The 12220-nt window shown below is 67.7% G+C and carries 9 protein-coding genes and 1 tRNA gene; 7 read left to right on the top strand and 3 right to left on the bottom strand.

Annotated features, from left to right (window positions below):
- The first annotated feature begins 36 nt into the window (after positions 1 to 36).
- The 4 genes from serS to AC37TH_RS05545 all read left to right on the top strand — a co-directional run bounded on the left by serS (position 37) and on the right by AC37TH_RS05545 (position 3693).
- Positions 37 to 1302: a serine--tRNA ligase gene (gene serS / locus AC37TH_RS05530; protein ID WP_490763338.1), complete on the top strand. Its 1266-nt coding sequence runs from the start codon at positions 37 to 39 to the stop codon at positions 1300 to 1302.
- A complete protein-coding gene (locus AC37TH_RS05535; RefSeq protein WP_490763339.1) occupies positions 1299 to 2117 on the top strand; it encodes an HAD family hydrolase in 819 nt (272 codons plus the stop codon). Before serS ends, AC37TH_RS05535 begins: the two co-directional genes overlap by 4 nt.
- A 138-nt stretch (positions 2118 to 2255) precedes the next feature.
- Positions 2256 to 3530, top strand: coding sequence for an LCP family protein (locus AC37TH_RS05540; RefSeq protein ID WP_490763340.1), 1275 nt, complete (start codon positions 2256 to 2258; stop codon positions 3528 to 3530).
- Between the two features lie 78 nt (positions 3531 to 3608).
- A tRNA-Ser gene (locus AC37TH_RS05545) sits at positions 3609 to 3693 on the top strand.
- A gap of 208 nt (positions 3694 to 3901) precedes the next feature.
- Here AC37TH_RS05545 and AC37TH_RS05550 read toward each other — a convergent pair.
- Positions 3902 to 4240: an antibiotic biosynthesis monooxygenase family protein gene (locus AC37TH_RS05550; RefSeq protein ID WP_490763341.1), complete on the bottom strand. Its 339-nt coding sequence runs from the start codon at positions 4238 to 4240 to the stop codon at positions 3902 to 3904.
- A gap of 24 nt (positions 4241 to 4264) precedes the next feature.
- Positions 4265 to 5299: a LacI family DNA-binding transcriptional regulator gene (locus AC37TH_RS05555; protein ID WP_490763342.1), complete on the bottom strand. Its 1035-nt coding sequence runs from the start codon at positions 5297 to 5299 to the stop codon at positions 4265 to 4267.
- A gap of 179 nt (positions 5300 to 5478) precedes the next feature.
- Between AC37TH_RS05555 and uxaC the strand changes: the two genes are divergently transcribed.
- The 3 genes from uxaC to AC37TH_RS05570 are packed head-to-tail and all read left to right on the top strand — an operon-like array spanning position 5479 to position 9463.
- Positions 5479 to 6867, top strand: a complete 1389-nt coding sequence (gene uxaC, locus AC37TH_RS05560; protein WP_490763343.1) for a glucuronate isomerase — start codon at positions 5479 to 5481, stop codon at positions 6865 to 6867.
- The gene (locus AC37TH_RS05565; RefSeq protein WP_490763344.1) at positions 6864 to 8249 is read left to right on the top strand and encodes a mannitol dehydrogenase family protein; all 1386 of its coding nucleotides are present in this window, start codon (positions 6864 to 6866) and stop codon (positions 8247 to 8249) included. The genes uxaC and AC37TH_RS05565 overlap by 4 nt, the downstream gene beginning before the upstream one ends.
- Entirely contained in the window at positions 8246 to 9463 is a 1218-nt protein-coding gene (locus AC37TH_RS05570; protein ID WP_490763345.1) for a glycoside hydrolase family 1 protein, read from the top strand. The genes AC37TH_RS05565 and AC37TH_RS05570 overlap by 4 nt, the downstream gene beginning before the upstream one ends.
- Positions 9464 to 9535: 72 nt before the next feature.
- Here the strand turns inward: AC37TH_RS05570 and AC37TH_RS05575 are convergent, their stop codons facing one another.
- The gene (locus tag AC37TH_RS05575; RefSeq protein WP_490763346.1) at positions 9536 to 12172 is read right to left on the bottom strand and encodes an alpha-L-rhamnosidase; all 2637 of its coding nucleotides are present in this window, start codon (positions 12170 to 12172) and stop codon (positions 9536 to 9538) included.
- Positions 12173 to 12220: the final 48 nt, after the last annotated feature.

The following is a 12220-nucleotide window of genomic DNA, read 5'->3' on the forward strand; positions in this document are numbered from 1 at the left end:
CCCGAACGTCCAGCGCGGCCTCGATAAGCTGAACCCGTGATCGATCCAGTTCTTCTCCGTGAGCACCCCGACGTCATCAAGCGTTCGCAGGAGGCCAGGGGCGACTCCGTCGAGGTCGTCGACGAGGCGCTGCAGGCCGATAAAGACCGCCGTGCCGCCATCTCCGCCTTCGAGGAGCTGCGCGCGGAGCAGAACGCGTTCGGCAAGAAGGTCGCCGCGGCTCCCAAGGAGGAGAAGAAGGAGCTGGTCGCGCAGGCGCAGAGCCTCGCCGGCCGGGTGAAGGAGGCGCAGGCCGCCTCGAACGACGCCGAGAAACGCTTCGACGACGTGCTCCGCCGCATCGGCAACCCGATCATCGACGGCGTCCCGTCCGGCGGCGAAGACGACTACGTGCTCGTCAAGACCGTCGGTGAGAAGCCGACGTTCGACTTCGAGCCCCGCGACCACCTGGAGCTCGGCGAACTGCTCGGCGCGATCGACATGGCCAGAGGCGCCAAGGTCTCCGGCGCCCGCTTCTCCTACCTGCGCGGCATCGGCGCCCGCCTGGAGATCGCCATCATGAACATGGCACTCGACAAGGCCGTCGCCAACGGGTTCATCCCGATGATCACGCCCACCCTGGTCAAGCCGGAGATCATGCAGGGCACCGGCTTCCTCGGCGCACACGCCGACGAGATCTACTACCTGCCCGCCGACGACCTCTACTTGACCGGCACCAGCGAGGTCGCGCTCGCCGGATACCACTCCGACGAGATCGTGGATGTGGCGGAGCCGCTCCGCTACGCCGGCTGGTCCACCTGCTACCGCCGTGAGGCGGGCTCCGCGGGCAAGGACACCCGCGGCATCATCCGGGTGCACCAGTTCAACAAGCTCGAGATGTTCGTCTACACGCTCCCGGAGGAGGCGGAGGCGGAGCACGCGCGCCTGCTCCAGTACCAGGAGGAGATGCTTCAGGCTCTCGGGCTCAGCTACCGCGTCATCGACACGGCGGCGGGCGACCTCGGGTCGAGCGCAGCGCGCAAGTTCGACGTGGAGGCGTGGGTGCCCACCCAGGATGCGTACCGCGAGCTGACCTCCACCTCCAACTGCACCACGTTCCAGGCCCGCCGCCTCGACATCCGCTACCGCACGGAGAGCGGCAAGACCAGCCCGGTCGCCACCCTCAACGGCACCCTCGCCACCACCCGCTGGATCGTCGCCATCCTGGAGACGCACCAGCGGGAGGACGGCTCGGTGGTCGTGCCGGAAGCGCTCCGTCCATACCTGGGCGGCCTCGAGGTCCTGGAACCGATCGCCCGGTGAGCGCCTCCGACCAGGCCGACGACGGCCGCCTGCTGATCGCGCTCGACGTCGACGGCACCCTGATCCACGAGGACGAGACCATCGGCGCCGCTGTCCTGGATGCGGTGACCCGCGTTCGGGACGCCGGTCACGAGGTCATGCTCGCCACCGGCCGCAGCTGGGAGACGGCGCGGGGTATCCACGAGAAGTTCGGGCTGACCAGCGAATACGTGGTCTGCGCGAACGGCGCGCTCACGATGCAGCGTGACGACACCCTCGATGAGGGTTACCGGCGCGAGTTCGTCGAGGTGTTCGACCCGACCGAGGTACTCGAGACGATCCGGCCGTTCCTGCCGAGCGGCAGCTTCATGGTCGAGGACGCGACCGGGTTCCGCCGCTACACCGAGGGCATGACCGACTGGGAGCTGGTGAACGCGGTGCAGGTCTCCTTCGAGGAGCTCTCCGCGCATCCGGCGACCCGCGTCGTGGTCGTCTCGCCGCAGCACGACGAGGACGAGTTCCTCGACATCGTAGAGCGGATGGGGTTGCACAAGGTCAGCTACGCGATCGGCTGGACGGCGTGGCTCGACATCGCTCCGGACGGCGTCAACAAGGCCACCGCGCTGGAGCGGGTGCGGCAGCAGCTCGGCATCCCGCTGTCTCGCGTGGTGGCGGTCGGCGACGGCAGGAACGACATCGACATGCTCACCTGGGCGGCAGCGGACGGCCTCGGCGTCGCGATGGGCCAGGCTCCGGATGAGGTCAAAGCGGTGGCGAACCGGGTCACCGAACCGGTCGTGGCCGACGGGCTCGCGCTGGTGCTCGACCGGCTCTGATCTGCCCGCTCGCGCGCTCTGATCAGCATTTCTGGCGTGGTTGTCCAGAGGTTTGCCAGAATGGTCTGCGAGCCTGGAGGGTAGTGCGCGCCGACTCCGAGCGCGCGAAAGCCCCACCCGATCCTGCAGAGGAAGTGAATGAGCGAGTTGCCCACCCGCGCCCAGGCGCGTGCGAAAGAAGTGTCGGCCGGTCCGAGCATCGCACGCCATGGTCGCCTCAAGCAGCACCACCCGCTCCGCTTCATCCTGGGGATGCTGGCGGCTGTCCTCGCCGTCGTCGGCGTGAGCACCGCCTCCGTCGCCGCGTACGCCGTCTGGGATGTGGCCACCGGCCTCAAACCGTCGGTCAAGCTGGTCGACGCGAAGGGCAAAGAGGTCATTCCGCAGGTCGGTGCGATGAACGGCGCGTTCAACGTGCTCCTCGCCGGCAGTGACAGCGGCGGCGGCAACGCCGCATACGGCGACCGGGGTGAGAACCTCAACGACGTGACGATGCTGTTGCACGTCTCCGGCGACCACAAAACCGCGACGGTGATCAGCTTCCCGCGCGACATGTACGTGCCCATCCCGTCCTGCCCTGACCCCAAGGGCGGCAGCTTCGACTCGATGAGCAGCCAGAAGATCAACAACAGCCTCAGCTACGGCGGTCTCGCCTGCACCGTCCTCACAGTGCAGAAGCTGACCGGACTCGACATCCCGTATGCGGGCGTGATCCAGTTCGACGGCGTGATCGAGATGTCCAACGCCGTCGGCGGAGTGCCCGTCTGCGTCGCGGGCGACATCAACGACCCGTACACGGGCCTCGATGTGAAGGCCGGCCAGAACACGCTGCAGGGTCAGCAGGCCCTCGCGTTCCTCCGCACCCGGCACGGCGTCGGCGACGGCTCCGACCTCGGACGCATCAGCAACCAGCAGGTCTTCCTGTCGTCGCTCGTGCGCACCATCAAGAGCGCAGACACCCTGTCGAACCCGGTGAAGGTCTACGGGATGGCGAAAGCGGCGACCACGAACATCGAGCTCTCCGAGAGCCTCAACAACGTGACGACCATCGCATCCATGGCGGCAGCTCTGAAGAACATCGACCTCAGCCAGATGGTCTTCGTGCAGTACCCCAACCACTACCAGGGCGACGGCGTCGCCCCGACGGTGGATGCGGCAGACACCCTGATGACCGCCCTGAAGAACGACCAGCCGATCACCCTCACCGGTGACACGGGCGTCGGCTCCGAGGCCGACCCGAACGCGCCCGCGGCGGGAGCCCCCGCGGCAGGCACGCCCGCGACGCAGGCCCCGGCAACGGGCACGCCGTCCACGGACGCCCCCACGTCGTCATCCGGCTCGGTAGACCTGCCGTCCGACGTCCACGGCCAGACCGCCAGCCAGTACACCTGCTCCAAGCCGTTCTCCGGCTGACGGGAGCGCACAGGGACGGTCGGCGGACGTTCCCGCGCGTCCGTTAGAATCGGTCGACGCCGGTTCGCGCCGGCGCCAGGAGGGCTGTCCGAGCGGCCGATGGAGCCAGTCTTGAAAACTGGTGGGCAGAAATGTCTCGTGGGTTCGAATCCCACGCCCTCCGCGGTGCGAAATTCGGGCGTTGTGAGAAAACGCCATGGGGAATTGGTCGACTAAGACACGTTCCTGTGTCGGTGCGGCTGGCGGGTGGGCGATCGCCGCGGACCGCGGGCCACGATCCGCCGGCTGGCAGACTTGACGGCGGAATCCGCAGGCGTGTGGTGCACCGGCACGCGATTGGAGCGCTCGTACACTGCCGGGGTCGAAATGAATCAGGCGAGATCGGGGTGCACCTCGGGCACGTGCTCGAGCCCGAGGTCCGGCCGTCCATAGGTCGCAATCACTTCCGAGATGACGATGCGGTACGCGCCGATCCAACGGTCGTGAAGGCGCTTGGCTTCTCGGTGGGTGTCCATGCCGATCAGCTGGTGGAGCGCTTCCCGGCTCTCCCAGTAATAGACCTCGGAGTGCAACCCGGTCTCGTCGTTGGTCCAGGCCTCTTCGCCCAGGAATCCAGGGATCGCGCGCGCACGCTCCGCGATCTCGTTGTTCAGCCGGTGGAAGTCGTCATCGTAGGGCTTGGCCTCGAAGATGAAGGTGGACGTAAACATGCTCACTCCTCTGTCGCGATGGCGTTAGTTGCGCTCCCGGCGGTCCGCCACCGATTCGCGACTGATGAAACGCGTAGGCAACGAGGGAGAATGCTCCTCGTCTCCGTCGTCGATCTCCACGAGGAGTCGGTGCATGGCCGCCTCGCCGAGTTCTCGCAGAGGACTCTTGATCGTGCTGAGGGCGGGGGTGGGGAGATCTGCTCCGAAAATGTCGTCGAAGCCGATGATGCTGAGCTGATCGGGCACCTCGACGCCGCGCTCGCGTGCGGCGCGCAGTAAGCCCAGCGCCACGAGGTCGTTGTAGGCGATCACGGCACTCACATCCGCGGCGAGCACGCGGGGCAGGGCTTCCGCGCCCCCCTCGCGTGTGGGGGCGGTCGCGGCGATCTCCACGATCGACATTCCGCGCTCGACGGCGAAGGTGAAGAGGGTGCGCCAACGAACCTCATTCATCCAAGAGGTATCGGGTCCGGAAAGGTAGGCGACGCGGTGGTGCCCGAATTCGTGGAGTTGGTCAAGGGCGGCGCTGACTCCGGGGCGCGGATCCGGCACGACCGCCGTTACGCCCGGTACTAGCCGGTTGGCCACGATGAGCGGCTTGACGGACGCCAGCTCGCCGATCTGGTCATCCGTGAGGCGGGAGGCGACAAGGAACAGCCCATCGACAGAGGTCTGCAGACGCTGCGCAGTCGCGAGCTCGAGTTCGGGCGACTCCTGGGATTCGGCGAACACGAGCGTGAGGCCGTTCGCGGTGGCGATCCGTTCGGCACCGCGGACGACGTCGAAGTAGACGGGGTTAGTGATATCCGACACGAGGAGCGCCAGGGTGCCAGTCTTGCCGGTCGGCAGCGCTCGTGCCATCGGGTTGATGCGATAGCCGAGCTCGTCGGCGGCGTCGCGGATGCGGCGCTCGGTGGCTTCCTTGAGGCGGCCCGGCTTGTTCAGCGCTCGCGAAACGGTCGACGCGCTCACGCCGGTCGCCTTGGCGACGTCGTAGATGGTGGCGGCCGGTTTGCGAACCCCGGGCCGGACTTGCGGGATGGCCTCAATTTCGCTCACGGGGCTCCCTTACGATGCGTAGACGCTTATCGGCAAACGGTTGGCACAGTCTATCTGAAAGGCGGCCGCCGAACACCAGGTCATGTCCCTGAGGCGCGGTTGATACATGGCACTGGCGCGAGTTTGCGGCATTTTGGCAATCGGTTGACAAAAATGCGTGGGCGAGATGGAATGGGCTAATGCATCAGCCGCGACGCCGCGACCCCTACCGCCTCCTGCCCGCGGACCAGCGGACCCGAAACATTGCTCATGATCTGTACCTTCTGATGGCGGACGCTCCGATCGTGTCGCCGCATGGTCACGTCCCGGTCGAATGGCTGGCGGAGGATCAACGATTCCGCGACCCGGCCGACCTCCTGATCACGCACGACCACTACGTGACCCGACTGTTGCATGCCGCGGGCGTCGACCTCGAGCAACTCGGTGTCGGAGGTGTAGCGGATCCGCGGGCCGTGTGGGGTGTGCTCGCCGCCAACTGGCGCCTCTTTGCTGGAACAGCTTCCGGGTACTGGCTGGAGGAGGCGCTTACCTCGATACTCGGGGTGGAGGATGAACTTGGACCGTCGACCGCGGATGGGATCTACGACCAGATCGCCGCCCGCCTGGCCGAACCGGACTTCACGCCGCGCGCACTGTTCAAGCGGTTCGGTATCGAGGTTCTCGCCACGACGGACGACCCGCTGGCCGATCTCGAGCACCACGAAGTCCTCCGGGATGCCGGCCTCCGTGTCGTCCCGACGTTCCGGCCGGACCGATACCTCGACCCCGACGCGCCCGGTTTCACGGCGAACGTGGACCGTCTGCTGACGGTGACCGGGCGGCCCGCCACGTTCGCCGGTTACCTGGAAGCCCTGGAGGAACGTCGTCGCCAGTTCATCGACCATGGTGCGGTGTCGGCCGATCACGGCGTCGAGGAGCCAGTCGCTCTCGACCTGTCGCCCCACGAAGCCCAGCGGCTCTTCGCGGAGGTGACTGCGGGCACGGCGGGTGAGAGCGACAAACGCGCCTTCCGGGCTCACATGCTGTTCCAGATGGCCCGGATGAGCGTCGATGACGGTCTCGTGATGACCGTCCATGCCGGCGTCCTACGCAACCATCACACGGAGACGTTCGAGCGCTTCGGCCCGGACACCGGCCATGACATCCCGGTTCGCACTGATTTTGTCCGGGGGCTGCGTCCGCTTCTGGAGCGGTTCGGGAACGCGGACGGCTTCCACCTGGTGTTGTTCGCCGTGGACGAGACCGTTTACTCCCGGGAGCTGGCACCCTTGGCCGGCTTCTATCGCAGCGTGTACATCGGGGCACCCTGGTGGTTCCTGGATGCGCCGGATGCGATGGGCCGGTTCCGCTCGGCGGTGACCGAGACCGCCGGGTTCTTCCGCGGGTCCGGATTCATCGACGACACCCGAGCCTTCCTCTCCATTCCCGCGCGACATGACACGGCCAGGCGGGCGGATGCCGCCTTCCTCGCCCGCTACGTCGCCGAGGGCAGGATCGCGCTCGGCGCGGCCGAGCAGGTCGCCGACGAACTGGTCGGGGCGTTGCCGAAGAGAGTCTTCAAGCTGTGACCGCCGTATCCACCGCTCCGCTGTTGAACCGCGCCGCGCTCCCACATCCGGAAAGCGCCCGGCCGGTGCGGATCGTGCACCTCGGGCTCGGGGCTTTCCATCGCTCCCACCAGGCCTGGTACACGGCGCACGCGGCGGACGCCGACCGGTGGGGGATCGCCGCGTTCACCGGGCGTCGGGCGGATGCTGCCGAGCTCCTCGCCGCTCAGGGGTGCGTCTACACCGTGATTGAGCGCGGTCCTGAGGAGGACCGCTTTGAAGTGATCGGAAGCATCGTCGAAGCGACGGCGGGCGACGACAATGCGCGCTTCGTCGCGACGTTCGGTGCCCCTGACGTCGCGGTCGTCACGCTGACCGTCACCGAAGCGGGATACCACCTCGACGCGAGCGGCGATCTGGACCTGGACGACTCAGACACTCAGTCGGACATCCGGCTCCTCCGCGACGTGATCGCGCAGGCTGCCCTCGCGATGCCAGCCCCAGCTGAGGGACCGCGGACCGTCCTCGGCCGGCTGCTGATCGGCCTGCACGCCCGCATGCTCGCCGGGGCACCGCCGATCGCGATCGTCCCCTGCGACAACCTGCCCGAGAACGGGCCCCTTGTCCGCCGCGCCCTCGACCGTCTGGCCAGGGAGGTGGACGTGAACCTGGCGGACTGGCTCCCGCGCGGCGTGTCCTTCGTGTCGACGTCGGTCGATCGCATCACGCCGCGACTTGACCCTGACGACCGCACCCTCGTCGCCACCGCCACCGGGTGGTTCGATGAGACTCCAGTCGTCACCGAGCCGTTCGCCGACTGGGTGTTGGCGGGCGACTTCCCGTCCGGCCGGCCACAGTGGGAGACCGCCGGCGCCCGCTTCGTCGACGACATCACCCCGTGGGAGGCGCGGAAGCTGTGGATGCTGAACGGCGCACACTCACTGCTCGCCTCGTCCGGGCGGCTGCGGGGGCATGCGACCGTTGCTGAGGCGTTCGCCGATCCGGTGTGCCGCGGCCAGGTCGATGACCTCTGGGAGGAAGCAGCCAGAAACCTCCCGACCGTGGAGACCGTCGCGTACCGAAACGCTCTGGCGGCTCGGTTCGCGAACCCGCGAATCGTCCACAGCCTCGCCCAGATCGCCGAGGGGTCCCGCACCAAGATGCGGCTGCGCATCGTCCCGATCGCACTCGCGGAAAGGGCAGCCGGCCGCACCGCTGCCGGCTGCGCCATCGCCATCGCTGCGTGGGTCCTCCAGGAGGCTCCCAGCGCCGACCCGCGCGCCGTGCTTCGCGACCTCGCGCCCGAACTCGCGGACGACGACCTGTTCGCGACGACTGTGCACACCATCTTGTCGGCAACGAAGACCGACGGAACACCCGAAAGAGCAGGTACGAACCGATGACCACCTTCCCCGACGACTTCCTGTGGGGCGCCTCGACCGCCCCGCACCAGATCGAGGGCAATAACCTCAACAGCGACTTTTGGCTGAACGAGGGCCGCATCCCAGGTATGGAGCGCAGCGGCGACGCCTGCGACAGCTACCACCGCTACCGCGAGGACATGCAGCTCCTCGCCGACGCAGGACTGAATAGCTACCGTTTCGGCATCGAGTGGGCGCGCATCGAACCGGAACCGGGCCTCATCTCCCGTGCGGAGCTGGCCCACTACCGGCGGATGATCGACACGGCGAACGAACTGGGGCTCACGCCGTTCGTCACCCTGCATCACTTCACGAACCCACGATGGTTCGCCGAGCAGGGCGGCTGGACGGCACCAGGCGCGATCGACCGGTTCCGCTCATACGTCGAGACGGCGACCACCATCCTCGACGGCGTGGAGTGGGTGGCAACAATGAACGAGCCCAACATGCTCGCCATGATGACCGGCATGGCCGTCTTCATGCAGCAGGCGCAGGACAAGGGCGAAGGATGGCAGAGCCCGACCGTCGACACGGACGGACCGCGTCCGGCGCTCCCGGCGCCGAGCCCCGAGATCGGTCGGATCTTCGTGGAAGCCCACCACGCCGTCCGCGACATCGTGCGCGAGCGCACCGGAGCAAACGTCGGCTGGACCGTCGCCAACCGCGCCTTCGAGACCCGTCCCGGCGGCGAGGAGAAGCGCCGCGAACTCGAGTACATTTGGGAGGACCTCTACCTCGAGGGCTCGCGTGGCGACGACTTCGTCGGCGTTCAGTCGTACTCCGCGCAGTTGGTGAATGCGGACGGGATCGAACCCTACCCGCAGCACCCCGATAACACCCTTGTCGGCACCGCGTACCGCCCGGACGCTCTGGAGATCGCGGTCCGGCACACCGCGGAGGTCACGGGTGGCGTGCCGATCGTCGTCACCGAGAACGGCATCGCGACCCACGACGATTCCCGCCGCATCGCTTACACGGGCGAAGCCCTCCGCCACCTCGGTCTGGCGCTCGCCGACGGGGTGGACGTGCGCGGCTATTTGCACTGGAGCCTGCTCGACAACTATGAGTGGGGACATTGGGAGCCCACCTTCGGCTTGATCGAGGTTGACCGCGAGACCTTCGTCCGCACGCCGAAGCCGAGCCTCGCCTGGCTGGGCGATTTCGCCATCCGCAACGGGCGAGCGGCTTTCGCCTGACGCGAGACCTGCGGTAAGTCGAAGGGCCCGGCAGCACGGCTGCCGGGCCCTTCGGGCTTGACGGTATGGCGATCAGGCCGCGCTGACGACGCGGAACCCGCCAGTTCCCACCGTCATGGTGGAGCCGTTGGGGAGAATGATCTTCCCGGTCGTCGCCGGCGGTACCGTCCCGCTCACGGTGAGCTGACCGTCTTCGACGCGCCAGGACGCCTGGATTGTTCCCTGCGGTGTCGTGTACGAACCCTCCGCCCAGGTCACGCCCCCGCCAAGGACGGGACGCAAGACGAACGACTCCCAGGCGACCGAGCCGGAGGCCTGGTCCAAACCCAGCAGGTGCGTGTGCAGGAACCTGATCACGGCGCCCTTGGAGTAGTGGTTCAGCGACTCATGGGCGACGCCATGCTCATCGACCCCATCCCAGTCCTCCCAGATTGTCGTCGCGCCGCGGTCGAGCATGCCAAGCCAGGACGGCGTGGTTCGCTGGTGTAGCAGTTCGTACGCGAGGTCAGCGTGACCGGTCTCGGCCAGAACGGGCAACAGGTCGGCGGTGGAGAGGAATCCCGTGCCGAGGTGATTGCCTGCAGCCCGGATCAACTCCACCAGCCGGTCCGCCGCCGATGCCCGGAGGTCGTCGGGGATGAGCCCGAAGTCCAGCGCGCGCACGTAGGCCGCCTGGGTGTCCTTGGCCGTCCGTCCGTCAGGTCGGAGAAACTCCGTCCGCCACGCGTCCAGGGCGTGGGCGGCGAGCGTCTCGTAGCGTTCGGCGGCATCGTCGCGGCCGATGACGCGGGCGATCCGCGCCAACTGGGACGACGAGCGGTAGAAGAACGCGGTGCCGATCTCGCCCTTGTCCTCCATGAACCACGCCATCGGGTCTGCTATGAGCGGATCGATGAGATCGCCCTCCGGTGTGCGAAGCTTCGGCTCGCACCACTCACCCCAGTGGAAGGAGCCGTCCCAGAGGAACTGCTCGTGCGGAAGCGGCGCGACCGAGCGCTGGATGCGGGAAGGATGCCGTCTGGTGCGAGCGGTCTCGGCCACCCACTCCACCCAGCGGGTCATGGCGTCCCAGTTCGCGGCGAGCTCGTCCCGGTCTCCGTAGGCCTCGTACAGCACCCACGGAACGTGGACGATCGCGTCGCCCCAACCGGCGGACCCGGTCATCTGCGCGACTTGTAGCTCCGGGTGGTGCTTGACCTGACGGCCGTCGGGTGAGAAGTTCGCGATCCGTCCGTCGTCCAGTTGGTCGTCACGCACCGACTGCAGCCACTTGCGGGAGAATCCGTGAACGTCGAAGAGCCGGACGGCCGTCGACGCGAACACCTGGTAGTCGCCGGTCCACCCGCTGCGCTCGCGCTGCGGGCAGTCGGTCGGGATGTCGACGGCGTTGCCGCGGAAGCTCCACTCGGCGATGTGATGGAGTCGGTTCAGATCCTCGTCGCTGCACCGGAACGTGCCGGTTGTCGCGAGGTCGGTGTTGACCACCTGCATCCGGACCGAATCGGGGGCGAGACGCAGGTCACCGCGGCTGATGCGGGCGTATTGGAAGCCGTGGATGGTGTGCCTCGGTTCGAAGACCGCCCCCTCGATCCCGGCGGAGACGACCTCGTCCCGCTGGTCGAGGACGACGAGCCCGTCCCCTTCGCGTTCCGAGTCGAGGTGCGACATGTCGAGGTTCCCGCTCGGGTCGAGATGCTCGCCGTGCTCGACCACGGTGCGGCTGCCGCGCGGCCCGAGATCAGTCAGACGCGTCCAGCCGGAGGCGTTCTGCCCGAAGTCGGCGATCCACTCGCCGGAGTGCAGCTGAGCGAGGGAGACAGGGGCGCGCTCCTCGACCCGTCGTACCGGCGGGGCGGGGGACCAGGACACCGGTGGAGCGGTCACCTGTCCGACGCGGACGGGACCCACCTCGGCCGGCTCGACGGTGAAGTCGGTGGACTGACCGTCCATCAGGCCCGCGCGGACAACGGTGGAGGTCCAGCTCGCCCAGGTATCGTCAGTGCGGACGATCTCCCGGGCGCCGTCCTCGAAGTGCAAGTGAAGTTCGGCCCGCGCCGCGACCCGTTCGGCGCCCCACGCCGCCGCGGCGTGGAAGGCGCCGACCTGGCCGAGCCACCACCCGTCGGTGACCAGCAGCTCGACCGTATTGCTGCCTGCACGCAGGACGGAGGTGACGTCTGCCGCTTGCGCGTACACGGTCTTGTCGTATGAGGTCGACCCCGGTGAGAGCTCGGCGGTGCCGACGCGCTCGGCGTTGACGAAGGCCTCGTAGACGCCGAGCGCGGTCGAGTACAGGCGCGCGCTCTTCAATGTGCCGTCGAGGCGGAAGTCCCGGCGGAAGACCTGGCCAGGTCGCTTGCCGTACGGTCCCTCGGTTTCAGCCGAGTCGGCTGGGGAGATCCACTCAGCGGTCCAATCCTCTGTCTGCAGCCCTGCCTCGAAGGCGTGCTCGTCGCTCCACCCTGATGCCGCGGCACGCACCCGCCAGCGCACGCGCTCGCCGCTGCGCAACGGTCGCCAGGGCCACGCATTCAACCGGTGTCCGTCGACCTCCGCAACATCTTGCCGCTCGTCGTTGATCGTGGCGTCGAGCTGATAGCCGTCGGTGGTGTCAACCGGTAGCCAGGAGAGCCGGGGCCTCCGTCCGGAAACCGGGAACTGGTCACCTCCTGCATCGATCCGTAATCCAGTCGGGGTCGTCTCGGTCATCGGCGTCATCGCCTCCAAAATGCGTAAGTTGCGGGGCCTGCCTGACCA

This window comes from Leifsonia sp. McL0627, assembly GCF_058244615.1.